At 71.5% G+C, this 868-nt stretch carries 1 pseudogene; it reads right to left on the reverse strand.

The features are described 5' to 3' along the window. Positions 1–535, reverse strand: a pseudogene (locus AB0J08_RS41395) (hypothetical protein); the annotation flags it as partial. Positions 536–868: the final 333 nt, after the last annotated feature.

Below are 868 nucleotides of genomic sequence, written 5' to 3' on the forward strand. Positions count from 1 at the left end.
CGTGGTCGCCATGGTCGCCGTGGGGGCAGACGCAGTCGGAGGAGCCGTGATCGCCGGGGTGGCCGTGCCCGCCTTCGTGGCAGTGCTCGCCGCCACCGGCCGACGAACCCTCGGGGAGCACGAGCTCCGGCGACTTGACCATCGGCCGACCGCGCTCGGAACTGCCCTCGCCCGACTGAACCGAGTCCTCCTGCTCGGCGGCGACGGCCTCGGCCGGCTCCGCGAGGTCCGGCTCCGAGCTGTCGACCGAGTCTTCGCCGGCCTCGGAGTCGCTGTCGGCCCGGTGGGCCGGGCGGACTACCGGCGTGGAGTAGAGGGTGCTGCGACCGGTGAAGGCCCAGGCGCCGGCGGCGGAGCCGGTGTCCTCCTGGGCCAGGCGCAGGAGGCTGTCGACCCATTCGCCGTGGACCCCTGCCGCTTCGGCGGCTGCGCTGTGGTCGACGGGGGGCGAAGCGTAGGCCGTGCCGCCGGCGCCCCACGCGAGGGCGGCCGAGGCCAGTCCGGACAGGACCAGGGTGGTGATTCGAGTACGCATGACACTCCAGGATGATCCGCAAAACGGATCTTCTGAATACGCTCCCCCGTCACCCGGTCACGGTTCGCACCGCTGCAGAGTAATCACATTGGCCCAACGAATTAGCGTGTGCGGGGGACGCCTCCGGGCAAGCCGCCCCACCCCGCGACCCCCACCTGCCGGCAGCAGCCCCCTGCTTCCCCGGGAGGCGACCGGCGCGGGAACCCCGCCCCCCGCAACAGCAGAGTGGGGGGGGGGGGCGGGGAGGTCCGCGACCTGACAGGGGGGGTGGTGTGTGTAGAGGTTTGCGTGAGTTTACTCGTATGACTTCGTGTGCTAGCTCGAGGAAGGTTG

Source organism: Kitasatospora sp. NPDC050463 (genome assembly GCF_040655255.1).
GTDB lineage: Bacteria > Actinomycetota > Actinomycetes > Streptomycetales > Streptomycetaceae > Kitasatospora.